The organism is Paenarthrobacter sp. PPS72, from assembly GCF_048537125.1.
Classification (GTDB): domain Bacteria; phylum Actinomycetota; class Actinomycetes; order Actinomycetales; family Micrococcaceae; genus Arthrobacter; species Arthrobacter nitroguajacolicus_E.
Genome location: NZ_JBLYIE010000037.1, coordinates 1 through 22,118, shown reverse-complemented (window position 1 = coordinate 22,118; position 22,118 = coordinate 1). Strand labels below are relative to the sequence as shown.

Annotated in this window: 24 protein-coding genes; 13 read left to right on the top strand and 11 right to left on the bottom strand. The window is 62.1% G+C overall.

Annotated elements, in window-relative coordinates:
- The first annotated feature begins 58 nt into the window (after positions 1–58).
- Positions 59–238 carry a hypothetical protein gene (locus tag ACLRGI_RS15225; RefSeq protein ID WP_419202461.1) on the top strand — a complete coding sequence of 60 codons (180 nt, stop codon included), beginning with the start codon at positions 59–61 and terminating at the stop codon, positions 236–238.
- Positions 239–409: 171 nt separating this feature from the next.
- Positions 410–1,600: an acyl-CoA dehydrogenase family protein gene (locus tag ACLRGI_RS15220; RefSeq protein WP_419202460.1), complete on the top strand. Its 1,191-nt coding sequence runs from the start codon at positions 410–412 to the stop codon at positions 1,598–1,600.
- Positions 1,601–1,639: 39 nt separating this feature from the next.
- Here the strand turns inward: ACLRGI_RS15220 and ACLRGI_RS15215 are convergent, their stop codons facing one another.
- Complete coding sequence (locus ACLRGI_RS15215) at positions 1,640–2,149, bottom strand: M23 family metallopeptidase (RefSeq protein ID WP_419202459.1); 510 nt, start codon at positions 2,147–2,149, stop codon at positions 1,640–1,642.
- A 406-nt stretch (positions 2,150–2,555) separates the two neighbouring features.
- Here ACLRGI_RS15215 and rpsB point away from each other — a divergent pair, with 406 nt between their 5' ends.
- From rpsB to ACLRGI_RS15185, 6 genes are all read left to right on the top strand, one after another.
- Positions 2,556–3,425: a 30S ribosomal protein S2 gene (gene rpsB / locus ACLRGI_RS15210; protein WP_172322146.1), complete on the top strand. Its 870-nt coding sequence runs from the start codon at positions 2,556–2,558 to the stop codon at positions 3,423–3,425.
- Between the two features lie 121 nt (positions 3,426–3,546).
- Positions 3,547–4,383 carry a translation elongation factor Ts gene (gene tsf, locus ACLRGI_RS15205; RefSeq protein WP_011774217.1) on the top strand — a complete coding sequence of 279 codons (837 nt, stop codon included), beginning with the start codon at positions 3,547–3,549 and terminating at the stop codon, positions 4,381–4,383.
- A gap of 121 nt (positions 4,384–4,504) precedes the next feature.
- Complete coding sequence (gene pyrH / locus ACLRGI_RS15200) at positions 4,505–5,242, top strand: UMP kinase (protein ID WP_419202458.1); 738 nt, start codon at positions 4,505–4,507, stop codon at positions 5,240–5,242.
- A gap of 116 nt (positions 5,243–5,358) precedes the next feature.
- Positions 5,359–5,916: a ribosome recycling factor gene (gene frr, locus ACLRGI_RS15195; RefSeq protein WP_419202457.1), complete on the top strand. Its 558-nt coding sequence runs from the start codon at positions 5,359–5,361 to the stop codon at positions 5,914–5,916.
- Positions 5,916–6,851, top strand: a complete 936-nt coding sequence (locus ACLRGI_RS15190; RefSeq protein WP_419202456.1) for a phosphatidate cytidylyltransferase — start codon at positions 5,916–5,918, stop codon at positions 6,849–6,851. The genes frr and ACLRGI_RS15190 overlap by 1 nt, the downstream gene beginning before the upstream one ends.
- A gap of 20 nt (positions 6,852–6,871) precedes the next feature.
- Positions 6,872–7,456 (top strand): DivIVA domain-containing protein, encoded by a 585-nt coding sequence (locus ACLRGI_RS15185; RefSeq protein WP_419202455.1) that lies wholly within the window; start codon positions 6,872–6,874, stop codon positions 7,454–7,456.
- Between the two features lie 9 nt (positions 7,457–7,465).
- On the opposite strand, the gene ACLRGI_RS15180 is transcribed toward ACLRGI_RS15185, so the two are convergent.
- The 5 genes from ACLRGI_RS15180 to ACLRGI_RS15160 are packed head-to-tail and all read right to left on the bottom strand — an operon-like array spanning position 7,466 to position 11,982.
- Positions 7,466–8,164 (bottom strand): hypothetical protein, encoded by a 699-nt coding sequence (locus tag ACLRGI_RS15180; protein ID WP_419202454.1) that lies wholly within the window; start codon positions 8,162–8,164, stop codon positions 7,466–7,468.
- 48 nt (positions 8,165–8,212) lie between these two features.
- The gene (locus ACLRGI_RS15175) at positions 8,213–9,679 is read right to left on the bottom strand and encodes a sodium/solute symporter (RefSeq protein WP_419202453.1); all 1,467 of its coding nucleotides are present in this window, start codon (positions 9,677–9,679) and stop codon (positions 8,213–8,215) included.
- Positions 9,676–10,047: a DUF485 domain-containing protein gene (locus tag ACLRGI_RS15170; protein ID WP_419202452.1), complete on the bottom strand. Its 372-nt coding sequence runs from the start codon at positions 10,045–10,047 to the stop codon at positions 9,676–9,678. The genes ACLRGI_RS15175 and ACLRGI_RS15170 overlap by 4 nt, the downstream gene beginning before the upstream one ends.
- Positions 10,044–10,763 (bottom strand): LytR/AlgR family response regulator transcription factor, encoded by a 720-nt coding sequence (locus ACLRGI_RS15165; protein ID WP_419202451.1) that lies wholly within the window; start codon positions 10,761–10,763, stop codon positions 10,044–10,046. The genes ACLRGI_RS15170 and ACLRGI_RS15165 overlap by 4 nt, the downstream gene beginning before the upstream one ends.
- Positions 10,764–10,782: 19 nt before the next feature.
- On the bottom strand, positions 10,783–11,982 hold the full coding sequence (locus ACLRGI_RS15160; protein ID WP_419202450.1) for a sensor histidine kinase: 1,200 nt from the start codon (positions 11,980–11,982) through the stop codon (positions 10,783–10,785).
- A 220-nt stretch (positions 11,983–12,202) separates the two neighbouring features.
- On the opposite strand from ACLRGI_RS15160, the gene ACLRGI_RS15155 reads away from it, so the two are divergent.
- A complete protein-coding gene (locus ACLRGI_RS15155; RefSeq protein ID WP_419202449.1) occupies positions 12,203–12,583 on the top strand; it encodes a DUF485 domain-containing protein in 381 nt (126 codons plus the stop codon).
- On the top strand, positions 12,580–14,199 hold the full coding sequence (locus ACLRGI_RS15150) for a monocarboxylic acid transporter (protein WP_419202448.1): 1,620 nt from the start codon (positions 12,580–12,582) through the stop codon (positions 14,197–14,199). Before ACLRGI_RS15155 ends, ACLRGI_RS15150 begins: the two co-directional genes overlap by 4 nt.
- A 79-nt stretch (positions 14,200–14,278) precedes the next feature.
- Here the strand turns inward: ACLRGI_RS15150 and ACLRGI_RS15145 are convergent, their stop codons facing one another.
- The 4 genes from ACLRGI_RS15145 to ACLRGI_RS15130 all read right to left on the bottom strand — a co-directional run bounded on the left by ACLRGI_RS15145 (position 14,279) and on the right by ACLRGI_RS15130 (position 16,660).
- Complete coding sequence (locus tag ACLRGI_RS15145; protein ID WP_419202447.1) at positions 14,279–15,298, bottom strand: PHP domain-containing protein; 1,020 nt, start codon at positions 15,296–15,298, stop codon at positions 14,279–14,281.
- Between the two features lie 73 nt (positions 15,299–15,371).
- The gene (locus ACLRGI_RS15140) at positions 15,372–15,629 is read right to left on the bottom strand and encodes a hypothetical protein (protein ID WP_419202446.1); all 258 of its coding nucleotides are present in this window, start codon (positions 15,627–15,629) and stop codon (positions 15,372–15,374) included.
- 5 nt (positions 15,630–15,634) lie between these two features.
- Complete coding sequence (locus tag ACLRGI_RS15135) at positions 15,635–15,820, bottom strand: hypothetical protein (protein ID WP_419202445.1); 186 nt, start codon at positions 15,818–15,820, stop codon at positions 15,635–15,637.
- 369 nt (positions 15,821–16,189) lie between these two features.
- Positions 16,190–16,660 (bottom strand): Lrp/AsnC family transcriptional regulator, encoded by a 471-nt coding sequence (locus ACLRGI_RS15130; RefSeq protein ID WP_419202467.1) that lies wholly within the window; start codon positions 16,658–16,660, stop codon positions 16,190–16,192.
- A gap of 195 nt (positions 16,661–16,855) precedes the next feature.
- Here ACLRGI_RS15130 and pdhA point away from each other — a divergent pair, with 195 nt between their 5' ends.
- From pdhA to ACLRGI_RS15115, 3 genes are read left to right on the top strand one after another with little or no spacing between them, the layout of a single operon-like run.
- Entirely contained in the window at positions 16,856–18,025 is a 1,170-nt protein-coding gene (gene pdhA, locus ACLRGI_RS15125; RefSeq protein ID WP_419202444.1) for a pyruvate dehydrogenase (acetyl-transferring) E1 component subunit alpha, read from the top strand.
- Entirely contained in the window at positions 18,025–19,035 is a 1,011-nt protein-coding gene (locus tag ACLRGI_RS15120) for an alpha-ketoacid dehydrogenase subunit beta (protein ID WP_419202443.1), read from the top strand. Before pdhA ends, ACLRGI_RS15120 begins: the two co-directional genes overlap by 1 nt.
- The gene (locus ACLRGI_RS15115) at positions 19,032–20,456 is read left to right on the top strand and encodes a dihydrolipoamide acetyltransferase family protein (RefSeq protein ID WP_419202442.1); all 1,425 of its coding nucleotides are present in this window, start codon (positions 19,032–19,034) and stop codon (positions 20,454–20,456) included. The genes ACLRGI_RS15120 and ACLRGI_RS15115 overlap by 4 nt, the downstream gene beginning before the upstream one ends.
- A 111-nt stretch (positions 20,457–20,567) precedes the next feature.
- On the opposite strand, the gene ACLRGI_RS15110 is transcribed toward ACLRGI_RS15115, so the two are convergent.
- A complete protein-coding gene (locus ACLRGI_RS15110) occupies positions 20,568–21,440 on the bottom strand; it encodes an NAD-dependent epimerase/dehydratase family protein (protein ID WP_419202441.1) in 873 nt (290 codons plus the stop codon).
- Positions 21,441–22,118 lie beyond the last annotated feature (678 nt).

The following is a 22,118-nucleotide window of genomic DNA, read 5'->3' as shown; positions in this document are numbered from 1 at the left end:
CCGCGATGTAGGTGCAGCGCCCAGACACGCTAGCAATGACGAACTTAGAGAACAGGTAGTGATGTCACCCCAGACGGAGTTGTTGATTATTGGATTGGCCTTCCTGGCAGGCCTGCTGAATTTCCTCTTGCTGGGGATCATTCCTCTCTACTTTGTTGTCCTGGCCATCATGCTCATCTTTGGCATCCGAGGGATGCTCCGGTGGTTCCACGATCGTCGCACATCCGAGAGCCAATGACTTCCAGCGCGGAATGACCCCTCAGCGTTGCGGGGGATGCACCACGTGAGGTATGTTACTCATCAGTAACTTACTACTCGCCGGTAACTTCGCTGCCCTGCTGCCCTTGGGTTCAGCGCAGTCCCTCCGGACCTGACGTGGTCGCAGGTGACCACCCTTGAAGGAGCGAATATGTCCAACGCTGCATTCGACGCCACCACCCTTCCGTATGCCGACGGCGACTTCTACGCCTTTGAGCAGATGCTGACAAGCAAAGAGCAGGACCGCCTGGCGGAGGTCCGGGAATTCCTGGCGCGTGAGGTCAAGCCCATCGCAGTGGATTGCTGGAACCGTGGCGAGTTCCCCATGGACCTCATTCCCAAGCTTGGCGAGCTGGACCTTGTCAGCCCTGTTCGCCGCCAAGGCTACTCCAACCTGTTCGCCGGCATGCTCCACGCTGAGGTGACCCGCGCGGATGCTTCGATTGCTACCTTCATGGGTGTTCATGACGGCCTCTTCACCGGCTCGATCGAGGCCCTCGCGTCGCAGGAACAAAAAGATGCCTGGCTGCCGGACATCTACTCCCTGAAGAAGATCGGCGCCTTCGGCCTGACTGAGCCCTTGGGCGGCTCCGACGTCGCCGGCGGCACCCGCACCACCGCCAAGCGCGATGGCGAGAACTGGATTCTCAACGGCGCCAAGCGCTGGATCGGCAACGCCACTTTCTCTGACTGGGTTGTCATCTATGCCAAAGACGTGGCCGACAACCAGGTCAAGGCGTTCCTGGTGGACACCACGTTGCCGGGCTACTCGGCCAGCAAGATCGAGAACAAGATCTCCCTGCGTACGGTTCAGAACGCGGACATCACTCTGGACAACGTAGTGGTACCGGACTTCTTCAAGCTGGCGAACGGCAACAGCTTCCGTGACACCAACAAGGTCCTCAAGGTGACGCGACTGGCCGTCGCCTGGCAGGCAGTGGGACTTCAGATGGCAGCCTTCGACGTAGCCCGCAGCTACGCCGTGGAGCGTCAGCAGTTTGGGCGGCCACTGGCAGCGTTCCAGCTGGTGCAGAACCAATTGGTTCAGATTCTCGGAAATACTGTGGCCTCGATGGGCATGATGGTGCGGCTTGCCCAACTCGAAGACGCCGGTGTGGCCAAGGACGAGCAATCGGCTCTGGCCAAGGCTTTCACTACGGCCCGCATGCGGGAAAGTGTCGCCTTGGGACGCAGCATTCTTGGTGGCAACGGCATCGTGACCGACTACGGCATGGCCAAGATCTTCTCCGACGCCGAGGCCATCTACTCTTATGAGGGCACGCACGAGATCAACACCCTGGTGACAGGCCGGGCCATCACGGGCGTCTCGGCCATCGTCTAGAACGCCCGCGGGCGCGGCGGGACTCAAGGTCGGCGGGATTCAGGAGAGCGGCAGCAGAATGGACGGCCGCGTGTCGGACACGAAGCCCAGCGGATTGACGTAGTCCTCACCGCGCCGCACCCCCCAATGCAAGCAGGTGGCGCCGCTGCAATGACCGGCCCGCATGGCGCCGATGACTTGACCCTTGAGGACGGCGTCTCCGACCTTGAGTTCGCTGGTCACGGGTTCGAAGCTGCTCTTGAGCCCATCGCCTTGATCGATCGTCAGTACCGGACGATCAACCACGACGCCGGCAAAGGTCACCACTCCCTCCGACGGCGCAACGACCGGACCGCCGTCGGGCGTTGGTCCCAAATCCACGCCGCGATGCCCGCTGAGCCACGGTTTGTCCGGGGGGTCGAACGTCCGCAGGACGGAAGGCTTGGGTGATAGTGGCCAGCTCCACCGCGGAACGCGAGGATCAGGGCCCGCCGGTACAGCTGCACTTGCGTTGCCGGCAACAATGGCGGAGACAATAAGTGTGGTCAGTGAGAGCTTCAGGGCGGTCATGGAACCAGCCTTCCCGGGAGGTCCCGGCGACGCGATACGTAGGCTGCCGTATGTGGACAACGGGTGGTTTCCGCGGTCAAATCGGCGGGGTCGCTGTAGTACACTTGGTGGAGCAGTTTGCTGTGCCCTCAAGCTTGTTCAGGAGCATGTCTCATTCAGATATGTGAGGGCCCCAGGCTGACTACGCGTATCCAGCCCTCCACCAGCTAAGCCTTCCGGCTTTATGCTGCGGAGGATTGCGCCTCTTGCGGTCCGGCTGAGCTCAGGTTCTGTGCCGGATGAGAAGTGCAATGGATGCCAGGAGCCGCGCCCATCCGGGCAATGGCTAAACAACCGTCAACTATTGGCAGGGTAAGAGCAGCCCCCTGGGCTCTCTCATGAATGACCTGCCGGAAGGAGCGTCGGCATGCCCGTCGTAACTATGCGCCAGCTGCTTGACAGCGGCGTCCACTTTGGACACCAGACCCGTCGTTGGAACCCGAAGATGAAGCGCTTCATCTTCACGGAGCGCAACGGCATCTACATCATTGACCTCCAGCAGTCGCTGTCCTACATCGACCGCGCCTACGAGTTCGTCAAGGCTACTGTCGCCCACGGCGGCACCGTCCTGTTCGTTGGCACCAAGAAGCAGGCTCAGGAAGCAATTGCCGAGCAGGCTACCCGCGTTGGCCAGCCGTACGTAAACCAGCGTTGGCTGGGCGGTATGCTCACCAACTTCCAGACCGTCGCCAAGCGTATCCAGCGCATGAAGGAACTCGAAGAGATTAACTTCGACGACGTCGCTGGCTCGGCTTACACCAAGAAGGAGCTCCTGCTCCTCAAGCGTGAACTCACCAAGCTTGAGTCCAACCTCGGTGGTATCCGCAACCTGACCAAGGCTCCCTCGGTTCTTTGGGTTGTTGACACCAAGAAGGAACACCTTGCTGTTGACGAAGCCAAGAAGCTGAACATCCCCGTTGTTGCCATCCTGGACACCAACTGCGATCCCGACGAAGTTGACTTCCCGATCCCGGGTAACGACGACGCCATCCGCTCCGTCAACCTGCTCACCCGCGTTGTTGCCGACGCCGTAGCTGAGGGCCTCATCGCCCGCAACCAGCGCGCAACGGGCACCACCGAAGCTCCGGAAGAGCCGCTGGCTGAGTGGGAGCGCGAGCTCCTCGAAGGCAGCAAGGCCGAAGAAGCAGCAGCAACCGAGGCTCCGGCAGCAGAAGCTCCCGCAGCTGAGGCTCCCGTTGCTGAAGCTGCAGCCGGCGAAGCCGAAGCAGCCAAGTAAATCTGGACCTTCCCTGACACCCGAAACGGCGTTGGGGGCAACTGACAGGATGGCGGCTCACACGGTGGGCGGCCGTCCTGTCAGTCCGTAAACACACAAATTCCTAGACAGAGGGGTTCACATGGCGAACTACACTGCTGCTGACATCAAGGCCCTGCGCGAGCGCACCGGCGCCGGCATGATGGACGTCAAGAAGGCTCTTGACGAAGCCAACGGTGACGCCGAGAAGGCCATCGAGATCATCCGCATCAAGGGCCTCAAGGGTGCTACCAAGCGCGAAGGCCGTTCCACTGCTGAAGGCCTGGTTGCTGCCAAGGTCAACGGTGGCGTCGGCGTAATGATCGAGGTCAACTGCGAAACTGACTTCGTCGCCAAGGCTGACAAGTTCATCCAGCTGGCTGACAAGGTCCTCAACGTTGCAGTCGAGTCCGGCGCAGCCGACCTCGAGACCCTGCTGGCCACCGAGGTCGACGGCAAGCCGTTGTCCGAGGTCGTCGTCGAAGAGGGCGCAGTCCTCGGCGAGAAGGTTGTTGTCCGCCGTATCTCCCGCGTTGAGGGCACCACGGTTGACGCCTACCTGCACAAGACGTCCAAGGACCTTCCGGCCCAGGTCGGCGTTCTGTTCGCTGTTGACGGTGAGGGCGAAGCCGCTGCCACCGCCGCGCACGACATCGCTGTCCACGTTGCAGCCATGGCTCCGAACTACCTGACCCGCGAGGACGTCCCGGCCGAACTGGTCGAGTCCGAGCGCCGCATCGCCGAAGAGACCGCGAAGGCTGAAGGCAAGCCCGAAGCCGCTCTTTCGAAGATCGTGGAAGGCCGCGTGACGGGCTTCTACAAGGGTGAAGTTCTGGTTGACCAGGCATTCGCAAAGGATTCCAAGAAGACTGTTGCACAGGTCCTCGAAGAAGCCGGCGTCAAGGCAACCGCAGTAACCCGTTTCCGCGTCGGAAACTAGTAATTCATGAAAAGGGGTGGTCACTTCGGTGGCCGCCCCTTTTTCATGCACCCGTCCGGGTAGTACCTGCGCGGACCCACAGCACGATAATCTAGCCAGAGTCCACCAACGGGAAGGCACCATGGAAACCGTCAACACTGCTATCCAGCCCGAGAAGACCCGTCGACGTGTACTTCTGAAACTTTCCGGCGAGGTCATCGGCGGAGGCAAGCTCGGCGTCGATCCTGAGACCGTCCGCGCCATCGCCAAGCAAATCGCGGCAGCTGTCACCGAGGTAGAAGTGGCGATCGTTGTCGGCGGAGGTAACTTCTTCCGCGGCGCCGAACTGTCACAAAGCGGCATGGACCGCTCCCGCGCCGACTACATGGGCATGCTGGGCACCGTGATGAACTGCCTGGCTCTGCAGGACTTCCTGGAGCAGGCCGGAGTAGAGACCAGGGTCCAGAGCGCCATCACCATGGGCCAAGTCGCAGAGGCCTACATTCCGCGCCGAGCCATCCGCCATATGGAAAAGGGCCGCGTGGTCATTTTCGGCGCGGGCGCCGGCTTGCCATACTTCTCCACCGACACCGTTGCGGCACAGCGCGCCCTTGAAGTGCACGCAGACGTGGTCCTCATGGCCAAGAGCGGTGTGGACGGCGTCTACACTGCCGATCCCAAGAAGGATCCGCTGGCGGAGAAGCTTGATGTCCTCAGCTACGACGAAGCCTTGCGCCGCGACATCCGGGTCATGGACCAGACTGCAATGACCATGTGCAAGGACAACAGTCTTTCCATGGTGGTCTTCGGCATGGAGGGTGAGGGCAACGTTACCCGTGCCATCCTCGGCGAAACGCTGGGTACCCTGGTTACTCCCTAGCAAGGGCTAGGATATTTCTAGGACCGTCCGCCCCTGGTGGCGGATCTTTACTGTGCATTGCTTTACTGTGCATTGCCGCCTGCAGTTGGGCAGCAACTATTTCTGAGGAGAAACCCGTGATCGAAGAGACCTTGCTCGAAGCCGGCGAGAAAATGGATAAGGCGGTGGAGGTAGCCAAGGACGATTTCGCGTCGATCCGTACCGGCCGCGCCAACCCCGCCCTCTACAACAAGGTGATCGTGGAGTACTACGGCACGCCCACCCCGCTGCAGCAGCTGGCCTCCTTCGGTGTGCCGGATGCCCGGACCATCCTGATCACCCCTTACGACAAGACCGCGCTGCGTGACATCGAGAAGGCACTGAGCGACTCCGAGGTTGGGGCCAACCCGTCCAACGACGGCAACGTCATCCGCGTGACCATCCCGGAACTCACCAAGGAGCGCCGCAAGGAGTACGTGAAGATCGTCAAGGGCAAGGGTGAGGATGCCAAGGTTTCCATCCGAAGCATCCGCCGCAAGGCCAAGGATTCCCTGGATAAGCTCGTCAAGGACGGCGACGCAGGAGAAGACGAGGGTGCACGCGCCGAGAAGGAACTCGACGCCCTGACCAAGCAGCACGTGGACAGCATCGACGAACTGCTCAAGCGCAAGGAAGCCGAGCTGCTCGAGGTCTGATGAACCAGGCTGAGCCGGCGCCCGCTGAGCGGGTCCCGACACGCGATACCCCCAAGCGCGTGAAGCGCGTGCGGACGAACCCCACACCCAAGGCTGGCCGGAACCTTCCGGCGGCCATCGGCGTCGGGCTTGCCATGCTTTTGGCCGTCTTGGGTGGATTGCTTTTCCTTCCGCTGGGATTCGTCCTGCTTACTACCGCTTTTGCGGTGCTGGGTGTTTGGGAAGTTTTCCGGGCGCTTGAGGCGCAGGGGACCAGGATGCCGATCGTTCCCGTGATGATCGGCAGCCTGGTGATGCCGGTATCGGCCTACTTCGGCGGACTCGAGGGTTTGCTTTTCACCATGACGGCGAGCTCCGTGGCCGTTCTGCTGTGGCGCTCCATCGAGAGTGCTGCGGGGGCACCACGGAGCGTGTTTGCCGGCGTTTTCACGCTGGCCTGGGTACCGTTCCTCATCAGCTTCGCGGCATTGCCGCTTCACGCCACAGGTGGCGCCACTCCAGTGGGGTTCTGGCCGGGCGGGATCCCCGACGGCGCATGGCAGATAGCCACCTTGCTGCTGTTGGTGGTCTCGAACGACACGTTCGGCTACATTGTGGGTGCCACGTTCGGGAAGCACCCCATGGCCCCGAAGATCAGCCCCAAAAAGTCCTGGGAGGGCTTCGCGGGATCGGTGGGTGGCGCCATGGTCATCGGCGTCCTTGCCTGTATCTTCCTGCTCGATAAACCCTGGTGGGTGGGCCTCGTGCTGGCCGTCTGCATGGTGGCCGCATCAACCGCCGGAGACCTCGCCGAGTCCATGGTCAAGCGCGAACTTGGCGTTAAGGACATGAGCAGCATCCTGCCCGGCCACGGTGGCGTGATGGACCGTTTGGACTCGATCGTGTTCGCAGCCCCTGTAGCCTATGTTTTGTTCGCGCTGCTGAGCGGCGTCTGACAACCAATGAAGGAAAATTAGTGGCCTTGGATATTCGACGCCAGATTCCCGCAACGTTCGATCGCGTGGAGCGCAGCAAGTACGGCTATAACGCCAAGCAAGTGGATGACTTCCTCCAGCGAGCCAGGACATCGTTTGAGAATCCCGTCGGCACCGCCGACCAAGTGGCAAGCGTGGACGTCCGGGCTGTGGCTTTTGACCCCGTCAAGGGTGGTTACGACGCCAACAGCGTTGATGCTGCACTGGACCGGTTGGAGGACGCGTTCGCGCGCCGGGAGAGGGACGATCTCATCAGCCAGCAGGGCGAGGAGGCGTGGCTGCGGGAGATCGGCAAGCTCTCCGGCATCCTGCGCGGCAGGCTGCACCGGCCCGACGGCGAGAGGTTCCGTCGCCCGTCCGGGAAAAGGACCCGCAGCTACAACGTCCAGGACGTGGATGGTCTGTGCGCCGAACTCATCGGATACCTTGAGCACGATCAAGCCCTTAGCGTGGACACCGTGCGACGTGCTGTCTTCCGTGCGGCCAAGGGCGCCGAGGGCTACGAGGAGGCCCAGGTGGACGCCTTTCTCGCCCGTGTTGTTGAGCTCATGGCGGCCATCGACTAAAGAACCGCATCAAGCCTGCGGGGGAGTGGGCGAGATCGGCGGATTCTTTTTCCAAACGGCCAGATAGCGACGATGCCCGCGTACCAGCGACGTGCCGAAAAAGGCCAGCGCGACCAGAACGGCAACAGGTATTGCCGCGAGAGGTGGAAGCCCGGCGGTCAGCATTGCTGAGCCAAGCAGCAAGGCGATCAGCGCCGAGTTAACAAAACCCATGAAAACCATGCTGCTGCCCGCCACTTGGCTAAAATCTGTCCGCCCGCCGAGGAAGTAGTAAGTCCGCTTGGCGCCTTCTTCGTCGTCGTGGTGCCCAGCCATGAGGTAGGGCGTCATCCCCGGATCCAGATCGATATACGCAGCCCGTAGCCGGTTCATTGCCAGAACATACATAAGGTCCTCCATTCCCACGCTCATTACGCGCATATGGGTGAGAAGGCCGACCACAAGGTCAAGGCATAATATGGTCAACGCGAAGGCCCTGAATGCGTCTGAAAACTGAGTGGCGTTACCCACCAGTGCCACGCTCAGCAGGCTTGCCGAGGTAAACGTCAGGAACATGCTGATGCGTGTGAGGACTTCGCCTTGGGTGGTGCTCCTTGAGGCAAGCAGGCTCCAGTGTTCCGTCGCCAACAACTGCGCGCGGACGCTTGGAGATAGTTCCGGTGTGGGGGCCGGCGGCTCTGGACTGGCGGCACCCGGTTCCTCGGACATGGCGTCATTGTCCACCCTGCAGTGGCCCCGGACAACGGCTTCCTACCGCTATCTCTCGGTGACTACTGGCCGCTCCGGCACGTGCAGGCGCGACATGGCACGGTTCACGGAAGCCGGCACCCGGTTCTTTGTCATGATTGACACGGCTATGGTCACCGCGAATGCGGCCGGGACGCTCCACGCGGCGGGCTGCGCCAACCAAGCGGGCGCGTTACCGGGTCCCATGATGGTGCCCGTCACCATGGCGCCACCACAGAGGAACGCTCCGGTCAGCATGCCCGCGATGGCGCCCGTATCAGTCAGCCCACGCCACCAGATCCCCAGCAGAAGCACCGGGCAAATGGTGGAGGCCGTGAAAGCGAAGACCAAGCCAACGCTTCCAGCCAGCGCCAGGCTGTCAGTCATCAAGGCAAATCCCAAAGGCACGACGGCGGCGAGCACCGCAGCGAGCCGGAAGCCACTCACGCTTCCTCCAAAGAGGTCCTGGCTGATGACGCCGGACAGCGAAACCACCAAGCCGGACGTCGTGGACAGGAAAGCAGCGAAGGCACCTGCCACAACCAGGGCGGACAGCAAGTCGCCGACCATGCCACCCACTAGCCTGCCGGGCAGCAACAAGACCAAGGCATCGGCTTGTCCGGACTGCGCGAGCTGTGGGGCGAACATCCTTCCTACAGCCCCCGAAACCGTAGGAAACAAGTAGAAGACGGAGAGCAGGCCAAGGACGATCAAAGTTGTTCGGCGGGCCGATTGGCCGTCCGGGTTGGTATAGAACCTCACCAGGACATGCGGGAGGCCCAGGGTTCCAAAGAGCAACGCTACCAAGAGCGAAATGTGTTGGTATGCCCCCGAAGCGCTTTGGCCGGTGGGGTTGATGGGCAGGGGCGCCTGCGGTTGTGCGCCGTTGCCGGCCAGCACCAGCAGGACGAACACCACCGGCACTGCCAAAGCAGTCAGTTTGAGCCAGTACTGAAAGGCCTGAACGAAGGTTATGGAGCGCATGCCACCTGCCACCACCGTGAGGCACACAACCAGTACCACCGCCGTCGAACCTACCCACGATGGAAGGCCTGTGGTGATCCGGATGGTGAGGGCGGCGCCGTGGAGTTGGGGAACGATGTACAGCCATCCAACGGCGACAACCACGAGGCTCGTCACCCGGCGGACCAGCTTGGAGTCCAAGCGGGCTTCGGTGAAATCGGGAATCGTGTAGGCGCCGGAGCGGCGCAGGGGAGCGGCTACGAAGAGCAGGAGCATCAGGTATCCGGCGGTGTAGCCCACGGGGAACCACAGCGCATCAGTTCCTGAAAGCAGAATCAGTCCTGCAACCCCCAGGAAGCTGGCAGCGGACAGGTACTCGCCGCCGATTGCAGACGCGTTCCACCAAGGCGGGACAGTTCGTGATGCGACGTAAAAGTCGCCGGTGGTACGTGAGATGCGCAGTCCGTAGAAGCCGATAACCGCCGTGGCGATGGAAACGGCGAGAAAAGCGAAGAGACCAACAGCCGGGTTCATATGTCCTCCACAAGGTCGCGGTAGCGCGCCTCATTGCGGGCTGCCGCACGGTTGTAGAGCCAGGCACTCAGCCCGATTACGGGGTAGATACCCGCGCCCAGCACCAGCCAATCCAAGGGAATGCCGAAGATGCGGGTCTCCGCTACGCCGGGTCCATAGACGAGGAACAGCGCGATCACCGCAAGAATGATCAGGAACCCGCAAGCCACCACCAACGCCAACCGCAGCTGGGAGCGGATGAGCGAGCGGATGAAGATCCGCCCGACATCGGAGTCCTCTGCGACCTCCTTGGGATAGGGCGACCTGCCCGGAGCCGCCGGAGCCGCCGTGGCTGATTGGCGCGGGGCGGTGACTCGGACGCGGGTCATCCCTGCGGCCGGATGCGGGTGGTCTGCAGCTTATCCCTGACCGAGGGCAGGTGCCTGCGGCTGATGGGCAGCTCGGCGCCGGCTACTGCCACGCTGGGCCCGGTTGCTGAAAGCTTGAGGTGCTGCACGTGGTTCAGCGCGATGAGATACGAACGATGGATACGGAGGAAACCCGCGTCTGCCCACTTCTGTTCAAGATCGCTGAGGGGAACCCGGATCAGGTAGCTCGACTCGGCGGTGTGCAGCCGGGCGTAGTCGCCCTGAGCCTGCACATAGGTGACGTCGTCGCGACGGATCATGCGGGTGGTGCTGCCCAGGTCCACCGTGATCATCTCCGGCGCGGGAGTGCCGTCCTTGATGAGCTCACTGATCCGGTCCACCGAACGGGAAAGCCGCTCCGCCCTCAAGGGCTTCAGCAGATAATCGATGGCGGCGAGGTCGAAGGCTTCAAGCGCGCAGTCTTCGTCTGCAGTGACAAACACGACGGCGGGCGGACTGCTGGTGCGCGAAATGGCGCGTGCAATATCCAAGCCCGAGAGCGCCGGCATGTGGATGTCGAGGAAGACAGCGTCCACGGATTCGGTTTCCAACGTCCGGAGCGCCTCTGCGCCGGACGATGCCCTATGGATGGCGCCAATCCGCTCATCCCGGCCCAACAGGAAGGCGAGCTCCTCCACGGCGGGCGGTTCGTCATCAGCGACGAGCACGTTGATCATGATTAAAGACTAACCGGCTTCAGGCGTCGTGCCCCGGCTGGGATTTGGGAACCCGCATGGTGATCATGGTCCCTTCGCCAGGGGCGGTGTCGATCACAAGTCCGTGCTCGTCGCCATAGACCTGCCGCAGGCGTGCGTCCACATTGCGAAGTCCCACATGGACCCCGTCCGTGTGCCCGGCGAGCACCGACCGCAGATGCTCCGGGTCCATGCCCACGCCGTCGTCCTCGATGGTCACCTCGGCAAATGCGCCCGAATCATTCGCGCAGATGGTGATGTGTCCCGGGCCTTCCTTGGCCTCCAAACCGTGCCGGACCGCGTTCTCCACCAGCGGTTGGAGGCTGAGGAACGGGATGACCGTGCTGAGGACTTCCGGAGCGATGCGCAGGCTCACCTGGACCCGTTCACCGAACCGGGCCCGCTCCAACAAGAGGTAGCGGTCTATGCAGCGGAGTTCCTCTGCCACAGTGGTGAAGTCGCCGTGCCTCCGGAACGAATACCGGGTGAAATCTGCGAATTCCACTACGAGCTCCCTGGCTCGGGCCGGATCGGTATTGATGAACGAGGCAATCGCATTCAACGAGTTGTAGATGAAGTGGGGGCTGATCTGGGCACGCAGCGCCCGGACCTCCGCCTCTATGAGGAGGGTGCGCGACGATTCCAGCTCTGCCAGCTCCAGTTGCGCGGCAATCCAGTCGGCCACCTCGCTGGTGGCCCTCACCAAACCAGCCCCCGCCGAAGGTGCAAGTGCGGCCACTGAACCAACCACCTTGGATCCGGCCCGGATGGGTGCTATCACAGCATTGAAACCGTGGTTACCGTGGTCCGGTGAAGCGGGTGAGGGGTGCCCGAGGGACACCACCACCGTTCGTCCGGTGGTCAGAACCTCCGCTGCGAACCGCATCAGCGACGGACGGAGCTCCTCAGCGACACCATCCCAGGCGAGCACGGCGTCAGTGTCAGTAATGGCCAGGGCATCGCAGCCCAGCAGTGCCCGCAGTTGCTTGCTGGCCTTGACTGCCCCGGCAGGGTGGAGGCCGCCGCGAAGGTGCTGCCCGGCCCTGGAAGCTGCATGGAGGGTGTTGTAAGTGGCACGCTCGGCGTCCGTGCCAAGGTCGCGGAACGATCGGATCACCTTGAAGCCGACGCCCACGACGACGGCGACGGCCAGCACGATCACGGCGATCGCGGCTACGGTGAAAAGCGGGGAATCGGGCATAAGGCCAGCGTAGCCGGACCCGCTCCTGCCTCCTCCCCTGTCCCCGAATAGCCCTCGCATCCGCCGCTTGGCGCAGCGTCACAACCGCTGAGCGACGGCGGTGGATGATTCTCTGGAACAGGTACCCCGACGCGTTCGATAGTGATTGCAGTCACATTGGCGCAGTCGCATTGGCACTGTGCGTGGAGCTGATGTGGATACATCACAATCAGGAGGAACCATGGGTAATGAGGCCCAACCCCAGGACGCAACGGCGTCCGTGGACTTCCAGGAAGTCCAACAGACGGAACGGTTCAAGACACTGCGCAAGCGGCACCGCAGCTTTGTCTTCCCGATGGCAGTCGTATTCCTGCTCTGGTATTTCGCTTACGTTCTCCTGGCCGACTACGCAGTGGGCTTTATGTCCATCAAGGTTTGGGGCAACATCAATGTCGGCCTGATTCTCGGCCTGCTGCAGTTCGTCACCACCTTCGGCATCACGGCTTGGTACGTGAGCTACTCCAACAGGAAGCTGGACCCCATCGCTGCTGAAATCCGCAACGAGATCGAGGGCCACGAATTCGATAAGGACGGCAACGTGATCAGCGGGGCAAGCAAATGAACACCATGATCCCGGCAGCAGTCAACGTCGAAGCGCTGAAAGACACCACCCTGCTCAACATGGGTATCTTCGCCCTCTTCGTGGCGGTCACCATGGTGATCGTCTTCCGGGCAAGCCGGAACAATAAGACCGCGGCGGACTACTACGCAGCCGGCCGATCTTTTACCGGTTCCCAGAACGGCACTGCGATCGCCGGCGACTACCTTTCGGCGGCGTCATTCCTCGGAATCACCGGTGCTATCGCCATCAACGGCTACGACGGGTTCCTTTACTCCATCGGGTTCCTTGTCGCTTGGCTGGTTGCCCTGCTCCTGGTGGCTGAACTGCTCCGCAACACCGGTAAGTTCACCATGGCCGACGTTCTGTCCTTCCGCTTGCGCCAGCGACCCGTCCGTATCGCGGCAGCTCTGTCCACCCTGGCCGTTTGCTTCTTCTATTTGCTCGCGCAGATGGCAGGTGCAGGCAGCCTGATCTCGCTCCTTCTGGGCATCAGCGACTGGGGCGGCCAAGCCCTGGTGATCATCGTCGTCGGCGCCTTGATGATCATGTACGTACTGATCGGCGGCATGAAGGGCACCACCTGGGTGCAGATCATCAAGGCCATCCTGCTCATTGCCGGTGCCGGAGTCATGACGGCCATGGTGCTTGCGATCTATGGGTTCAACCTCTCCAGCCTGCTGGGCTCCGCAGCTGAGGCCGCCAACAATCCCGCCATCCTGAACCCGGGCCTGCAGTATGGCAAGACCGAGACGTCCAAGCTCGACTTCATGTCCCTTGGCCTCGCACTGGTCCTCGGAACCGCAGCCCTGCCTCACGTCCTGATGCGCTTCTACACCGTCCCCACGGCAAAAGAAGCCCGCAAGTCCGTTGTCTGGGCCATCTGGCTGATCGGCCTGTTCTACCTGTTCACGTTGGTGCTGGGCTACGGAGCAGCTGCCCTTGTGGGTGCGGAAACCATCAAATCCGCACCCGGCGGTGTCAACTCCGCCGCACCGCTGCTGGCCTTCCACCTTGGTGGGCCACTGCTCCTGGGCTTTATCTCGGCTGTGGCCTTCGCCACCATCCTGGCGGTGGTGGCCGGTCTGACCATCACGGCGGCAGCATCCTTCGCCCATGACATCTATGCCAATGTCATTGCCAAGGGCAAAGCCGATGCAATTACCGAGGTGAAGGTGGCCCGACGAACGGTACTGGTGATCGGTGTCCTCGCCATCCTCGGTGGCATCTTCGCCAATGGCCAGAATGTGGCCTTCCTGGTGGCTTTGGCGTTCGCGGTTGCGGCCTCGGCTAACCTACCCACCATCGTCTACTCTTTGTTCTGGAAGAAGTTCACTACCCAGGGCGCGGTGTGGAGCATGTATGGCGGTCTTGCTGCGGCCATCTTGCTGATCACCTTCTCGCCAGTAGTTTCGGGCGCAAAGACCTCCATGATCCCGGGAGCGAACTTTGCCCTCTTCCCCCTGAGCAACCCGGGCATCGTGTCCATCCCGCTGGCCTTCTTCCTGGGCTGGCTGGGGACGGTCCTGGACAAGCGGCGCGAGGACCCGGCCAAGCAGGCGGAGATGGAGGTGCGATCGCTGACCGGCGTCGGTGCTGAGAAGGCCGTAGACCACTAGCCCGCCCACACGAACACCACAACACAACAGGAAGGCTCCTCCCGCGAACCGCAGGAGGAGCCTTCCTGCGTGAGGCCGGTCACTTCTTCAGGCTCAGCCACTCCTTCAACTGCTCCAGCGGCCATGTGGTGACAATCCGTTCCTTCGGCACACCTTGGGCTTCGGCCCGCTCCGCCCCGTACTGCAGGAAATCGAGCTGGCCGGGAGCATGGGCGTCGCTGTCTATGCTGAACAGGCAGCCGGCGTCGAGGGCCATTTTGATGAGGTCGTCCGGCGGGTCCTGCCGCTCCGGCCGTGAATTGATTTCAACGGCCACACCCCATTCGGCGCACTCTTTGAAGACTTTGGCGGCATCGAATTCGGACTCAGGCCTGGTACCCCGCGATCCCTGGACCAAGCGGCCCGTGCAATGTCCCAAGACGTTGGTGTGGGGATCATTGATGCCGCCGAGCATTCGCGCGGTCATGGTCTTTCTGTCGGCTCGCAGCTTGGAGTGGACGCTCGCAACAACTATGTCCAGACGGCCCAGCATGTCCGGGGTCTGGTCCAGTGTTCCGTCTTCAAGGATGTCCACCTCGATGCCCTTGAGCAATCGGAAATCATCCTGGGAGGCGTTGATGCCTTCCACCACTCCCAACTGCTTCTCGAGCCGTTCGACGCTAAGGCCGTTGGCAATGGTGAGGTTGGGGGAGTGGTCAGTCAGGGCAAGATACTCCCGGCCGAGGGTCCGCGCTGCGGCCACCATGGCTTCGATAGGGGAACCGCCGTCGGACCAGTTGCTGTGACTGTGAAGGTCCCCGCGCAGCGCGGCCCGCAGCGTGTCACCCCCGGAGGCCAAAGATTCTGTTCCGCGTTGACGCAGATCGGCCAGATAGCCGGGGATGCGATCCTCCATGGCCTGCGTGATGACTTCGGCGCTCCGGCTTCCGACGCCCTTGACGCTCTTTATCCGGCCGCTGCTGACCAGCTTGGCCAGCTCTTCGGGCGCAACCTGCCGGACGGCGTCGGCCGCTTTGCGGAAGGCTTGGACTTTGAATGTGGGGGCAAGGCTGCGTTCCAGCCAGAAGGCAATTTCGTCGAGCGCCTCGATGGGATCCATGGCTCCATGATCCACGAACCAGGCGCACCATCAACAGTGGGCATTGTTAATGGTGCGCCGGTCCAGCCGCCGCCTAGTGGTGGCGACCCGGGTCCAGGGCGGGATTGGGGCCCTGGCCGTTGTTTCCGTCCGGCTCCTGGCCGTGTTCACCACGGGGGACGGCGTGCTGCCCGGCCATGGATGCTGCCAGGCCGGGTGTTGCCACTGTTGCAACAACGACGGCGGCTCCGAACGCGGCTGCCAGAAGCCGCCCGGTCCTTGGCTGGCCGTGGGCGCCGCCGTCGTTGGTCTTGTGCTGCCGCCTCAACCAGCCCGCTCCGGCAAGTGCCATGAGCGTCAGGCCGAGGCAGCAAGCTGGCCCACATCAAGTGAGCGCTGGGTGGAGACGCCGGCTGCCATGGCTGCGACATGCGCAGCGGCAGCCGCTGCCAAGGCTGGAACGGCGAAGTACGCATTGGACCGAACCTTCGGGTGATGGCCGGAAACCCGGCCGTCCTGCTGAGCCCCGGCTGGGGCTCTCAAGCAGTGATTCGGACCATATGTGCAGGTGGATGGGTGCTGGACCGGATTATTCTAATGCTGCCTTTGAACCCGGTCGCTACGTCATTGAGGGGCGCAGGCGGATGCTGCTCATCTTGAGATGGTCCGTGCCCTCGAAAATGTAGAGGAGAACGGCCAGCACGATCACTAATGCGACCGCACTGAGGACGATCCACAGCACTTTTCGGCTCTTCTTCGGTGATTGCTGGCCGTAGTGGCCGAGTGGCTATTGGCCGGGGACCTCTGGCCGGTCCCCGATGCGTCCCCTTGCATCAAACCGCATGTCCGTTTCCACGGGCAAGAGTGCGCAAGCAGCAACTGCAGGCAGGGACCTGCGGGCAGGGAGGGAATTCAGGCGTCGGTACGCCGCCCCAACAACGGTTGCACCCGGTAGGGGATCATTTCCCTCATGGCCAGCGCCGTATCCGTCCGGTCCACACCGTTACAGCCGAGGATCTTCCCGTTGATACGGTAAAGATCCTCTGCATCCAAGGCAACGACACGCAGCAACAGGTCGGCCGAACCCGTCAGCCCGAAGCCTTCAAGGATCTCCGGAATGTCGGCCAGGTCTTGGGCCAGCGACGCCAATTTCTGCTGCTGCACATGGACGGTGATGAACGCCGTCAGCGGGTAGCCGAGGGCCACCGGATTGATCCTCCGCTCGAAGGAAAGGAATGCGTGCTTCTTCTCGAGCTGGGCCATGCGGGCTTGCACCGTGTTGCGGGACAAGCCCAGCTTTTGAGCGAGTGCCACCACGGTCCCGCGCGGATCCTTGGCCATGGCGGAAAGTAGTCGGGTGTCAGTGCCATCCAAGGGTTGCATAATGCGCAAGATTAGCACGACCTTGACGGCTGAAACAGGGCAGAATGCTCAATATTGCTAGGGGTAGTTGTACCTGATGCGCGTTGTGAGTAGGGTCACAATTAGCTCCGGCGAAGGTGCCGGAGGGCCGGTCTGCGGCAGGATCACAAGTCCAGCCAGCGCCGACGAAACCGAGCCGGAAGGTTGCGATCACCTGTGTTGACGGATCAGGCGGGCAAAGGAGTGCACCAAGACACTCCAAACCCAGGACATAGTGCACAAAATCCCTTGAGGACTGGCGGCGATCTGCTCCAGTTGGTGTCGCCGGAAGGCGAGCGCATCAGCCATCCCGAATTTGATATCTGGGTCAAGGACATCGGCGATGAGCATCTGTGTTCCTTGTATGAGGACATGACGGTCATACGCCGTATCGATGCGGAGGCTACGGCTCTTCAGCGCCAGGGAGAGCTCGCGTTGTGGCCCCCGTTGCTGGGTCAGGAAGCAGCTCAGATCGGCTCGAGCCGCTCGCTGCGGGACGACGACTTCGTCTTCCCCAGCTACCGCGAAAGCGGGGTGGCCTATGTACGTGGGGCACACCTGTCCGAGATCGCCCGCGTATGGCGTGGCAATGCTTCTTATGGGTGGGATCCGCTGCGCATCAACCTGGCAACGCCTCAGATCATCATTGGTTCCCAGAGCCTGCACGCCACCGGCTATGCCATGGGGGTGCAGTTGGATGGTGCGAATACCGCGGTCCTTGCCTATTTTGGCGATGGTGCCACCAGTGAAGGCGACGTCAATGAGGCCATGGTCTTCGCTGCGAGCTACCAGGCTCCCGTAGTGTTCTTCTGCCAGAACAACCATTGGGCAATTTCCGAGCCCGTACGCGTACAGTCCCACGTTCAGCTGGCTGACAGGCCCACCGGTTTTGGTATCCCGAGCATGCGGGTTGATGGCAACGATGTCCTGGCGGTCATGGCTGCGACTCGTGTGGCTTTGGATCGGGCCCGTAAGGGCGGTGGACCTACCTTTATTGAGGCTGTCACCTACCGCATGGGTCCGCATACCACCGCTGATGATCCCACCCGTTACCGTGACCCAATCGAGCTGGAGGACTGGGCTGCCAAGGACCCGATCCTGAGGCTGCGCAAGCTGCTGGAGGCGAAGGGCCTGCTGACGGAAGACGTCGAAGCCCGGGTGAAGTCCAAGGCCGACACTGTGGCTGCCGAACTTCGGTCCAGCTGCATCGATATGCCGGACCCGCAACCGCTGGACGTTTTCAACCACGTCTACAGCACGCCCAATTCCTGGATTGAACGCCAGAAGGACCATTACTCGCGCTACCTGAACAGTTTCAACCAGCCGGTCGAGGAAGGTGCACTCTGATGTCCAAGCTCACTTTTGCCCGAGCCATCAATGCCGGCCTCCGGAAGTCCCTCGAAAACGATCCCAAAGTGGTCCTCATGGGAGAGGACATCGGCTCGCTCGGTGGCGTCTTCCGCGTCACGGATGGGCTGCAGAAAGATTTCGGAAAGCACAGGGTGATCGATTCGCCGCTGGCTGAGTCCGGCATCATAGGCACCGCAGTCGGCTTGGCCTATCGCGGTTACCGGCCGGTCTGCGAGATCCAGTTCGATGGTTTTATCTACCCGGCGTTCGACCAAATCGTCAGCCAAGTGGCCAAAATGCACTACCGCACCCAGGGGCGGGTCAAGATGCCCATCACCATTCGTGTTCCTTTCGGTGGCGGCATCGGATCCCCGGAGCATCACTCCGAATCACCAGAGGCCTACTTCACGCACACCTCTGGCCTTCGGGTGGTGGCTGTGTCCAACCCGCAGGATGCCTACACGATGATCCAGCAGGCTATTGCTTCCGATGATCCCGTCCTCTACTTCGAACCCAAACGGCGTTATCACGACAAGGGCGACGTGGATGAGACCCTCGATCTCTCCTCTGCCCTTCCCCTGGACAGGGCTGCCGTGGTCAGCACCGGTTCTGATGTCACCTTGATTGCTTATGGTCCTCTCGTCAAGACGGCCAAGGATGCTGCCATGGCCGCGGCTGACGAAGGCATTTCGCTGGAAGTCATCGATCTGCGCTCGCTGGCACCTGTGGACTACCCAGTGGTGGAAGCTTCGGTCCGCAAGACCGGACGGCTGGTCATCACCCACGAGGCCGGCCAATCCGGTGGCCTTGGCGCCGAGATCGCTGCCAGCATTACCGAACGCTGCTTCCACTACTTGGAGTCCGCCCCGGTCCGCATCACTGGTTTCGACGTTCCGTACCCGTACTCGAAGCTCGAAATGCACCACTTGCCGGATCTGGACAGGATTCTCGATGGCGTGGACAGGGCCCTGGGTCGCCCAAATTCGCTGAGTGGACTGGAAGGATGACCGCCACCATGATTAAGGAATTCAGGCTGCCGGACCTCGGCGAGGGCCTGACTGAATCGGAAATCCTGAGCTGGAAGGTGGCGGTGGGGGACACCGTTACTCTGAACCAGGTCATCGCCGAGGTCGAGACCGCCAAGGCCGTTGTCGAATTGCCTTCGCCCTTCGCGGGCGTGGTGGCAGAACTGCATGAGCAACCCGGCACGGTGGTGGAAGTCGGCAAGCCGATCGTTTCGTTCGAGGTGGACGACGCCGGTTCCTCCAACGGAGGCGGCGCACCAGCCGCGGCCAACGGGTCTGCCGGTGCCTTGGACACTACGACGGACACTACGACGTCGGCGAATGGTACGCCGGCGGATGCCGCCGCCGACGCTATTGGGAGCCCTGCGAAACGAGAACCGAACCTGGTGGGGTACGGCGCCGTCGTCGAACACTCAGGTCGCCCGACTCGGCGTGCCCGCGGTCAGGCCCCGGAGGCGAAGTCCCCGGCACCGGAGGTTTCGGCTTTCGCCGAGCCCGCAGTGTCGCCACAGTCAGGGACTGAAGTCTCTGAGCGACCGCGTTCCACCCCGCCGGTGCGGAAGCTCGCCCGCGACCTCGGGATCAACCTGGAGCTGGTTCCCGGTACTGGACCGGGCGGGCTCATCACCCGTGAGGATGTTCAGAATTTCTCCGGTGTAACGGAAGCTCCGGTCGATGCTCAGGTTCCTGACGCGAAGGGCGAGCGGGAAACACGGACGCCCATCAAGGGGGTCCGGAAGTTCACTGCTGCGGCCATGGTGCAGAGTGCTTTCACTGCACCGCACGTCACGGAGTTCCTGACCGTCGACGTCACGGCAACCATGGAGTTGTTGGCCCGGCTTAAAGGCAACCGGACGTTCGAAGGCTACAAGCTGACGCCGTTGACCATTGCCGCCAAGGCGGTGCTGGTGGCGCTGCGGAACAACCCGTCGCTGAATTCGCGCTGGGATGAGGCCAGCCAGGAGATTGTCCAGTTCAACTATGTAAATCTGGGCATTGCGGCCGCAACGCCCAGGGGCCTGACAGTCCCTAACATCAAGGATGCGGATCGCCTGACGCTCCGTGAGCTCTCCACGGCCCTGACTGAGTTGACTGATACGGCGCGTGCAGGCAAGACCTCGCCTTCGGAGTTGTCCGGAGGCACCATCTCCATCACCAACATCGGCGTGTTTGGCATCGACGCCGGGACTCCCATCTTGAACCCGGGAGAGGCTGCCATCGTAGCTCTGGGCGCTGTTCGGAAGGCGCCGTGGGTTGTCAGTGACGAACTCGCAGTACGCCAGGTCATGTCCCTCAGCCTGTCCTTCGACCACCGCTTAGTAGACGGGGAACAGGGTTCACGATTCCTGGCCGACCTCGGCGCAATCCTGTCCGATCCCGCCATGGTCATGACCATGATCTAGCGGTAGCTGAAGCTGCGACGGCCCGTCCCTTTACGAGTGCCTACAGGAAACTGCGGCTAAGGGGTGGGCCGTCGCGCGTCGGCGGGCAGGCGAAGTCAACCTCGGTTGGTGTCAGTCTTCTGTGGGCGTAGTCCGGTTGGAGTGGACGTTGCGCCAACTGTGCTCCGGTTCAAAGCCCAGAAGCCTGCGAGCCTTGTCGATGGACAGCATGGTTTCGTGCTTGCCCAGGTGCTTGAGGACCTCGACGCCGGGGAAGACTTCCGCGGCCAATTCGGCGCTGCTTCGGCTCATCACGGTATCGGCGGCGGCGATAATGAAGGTCTCGAAGCCTGGTTCGCCGTGTTCCAGGGCCCTGACCACTGCCAGGGCGCCGTCGCGGGCATCGATGTAGCCCCACAGATTCCATTTGCGCAGCGTTGCATCGGAGTCGAAGGACGGGAAGGCGTCGTAATCTTCCGGGTCCATGACGTTGGAGAAGCGCAGCGCCGTGATGCTCAGCTCCGGATCCCATCGGGTGAGCTGGATGGCCATCTGCTCCTCAAGGTGCTTGACCAGCGAGTACGTGCTTTCCGGCCGGGCCGCGTACTCCTCATCCACGGGAATGTAGGGAGGGTCGATGCCGAAGGGGAATCCCAGCACCGTCTCGCTGGAAGCGTAGACCACTTTCTTGATGCCGGCCCTACGTGCCGCTTGGAACACGTTGTAAGTGGACACCATATTGTTCTCGAAGATCGCGGCGTCGGGGGCAAGGCCTGGCGCGGGAATGGCGGCCAGATGAACAATGGCGTCCACGCCGTCGTGCTGGTCATCCAGGCCAAGGATGACATCCAAGACTTGCCCGTAATTGCGGAGGTCAAGGTTGACGTAACCCTTGCCGCGCGTACCGGCGCGGTCCATGTTGAGCACGTCGTGGCCATCCTGCGTAAGCCTCCGGACTACGCTCTTGCCCAGTTTTCCGCTCCCGCCGGTAACGGCAATCCTCATGATGTGCTCCTCGATAGTGGCTGGTCCTGAACCCTGTTGCTTTGTGCATTCAGCTGCGCTGAACTCATCAAAGGTTCGAGTTTTCAGCCTAAGCGGGGTGGCGACAGAAAACAGCCTCTAAAGCTGGCCCTGTGAGTCCTAGGAAACTGGAACGACGCAGCCAGTCGTGGTGCACGTTCCGAGCGCAGACAGCGCAGGGCGGCCAAGTAGCAGTGTGCTGGAATCCGAAGTAGCCAGCCGTGGGCAGCCAGCAACCAGCAGCAGGCAGCAGCGTGCGAACCACGGACGCAACCAGCAGTAGGCAGCGGCAGGCAGCGGAGGTCAGGCAAGAGACGCCGGAAGCGGCAGGCGGCGGAGGTCAGACGAGAGACGCCGGAAGCGGCAGGCGGCGGAGGTCAGGCGAGAGACGCCGGAAGCGGCAGGCGGCGGAGGTCAGGCGAGAGACGCCGGAAGCGGCAGGCGGCGGAGGTCAGGCGAGAGACGCCGGAAGCGGTGTTCGGGTAGCGGCCTGCAGGCATCCTTCATTGGAAGCCTGCAGCACCGGAGCCGTCCTGCAAGTTGGCTCGCGTATCAGCCGCCATGCGCTTACATACTCCGCAACACACGCCCGCACCCTGGGTGTAACCGAACCCGTACCCGTACCCGGCACTGTTCTTGGGCGTGTTTATGTTCTTTGGG